The sequence below is a fragment of the Helcococcus sp. KG196 genome (assembly GCF_046035495.1).
Taxonomy (GTDB): Bacteria; Bacillota; Clostridia; order Tissierellales; family Peptoniphilaceae; genus Helcococcus; species Helcococcus ovis.
This window is the reverse complement of record NZ_JBFNFI010000046.1, coordinates 1-268: the sequence shown is the minus strand read 5'-3', so window position 1 is coordinate 268 and position 268 is coordinate 1. Positions and strand designations below refer to the sequence as shown.

Annotated in this window: 1 pseudogene; it reads right to left on the bottom strand. The window is 23.9% G+C overall.

The features are described 5' to 3' along the window. Positions 1-268, bottom strand: a pseudogene (locus tag ABGF45_RS08420) (hypothetical protein); the annotation flags it as partial.

Genomic DNA, 268 nt, shown 5'->3' with positions numbered 1-268 from the left:
TCAATTCCACCATTGACTAATAAATGATGATGTACTCTTACTACTTCTGTATCTTCATCTTTATTTATATTTTCATTTTCTTTTTCTTTTTTAGGTGTGAATGCTGTTATGACAATATATTTTAATTCTTCCACATTTTCTTTTATTCTTCTGTTTTTTAATCTTCTTAAATAGTTTTCTACTTCTTTTTGTGCTTTTTCTAAAGTATTAGGTAAAAATTCATCATTATATGTTAGAGTAAGAAAATAGTCTTTATCTGTGAAATTTG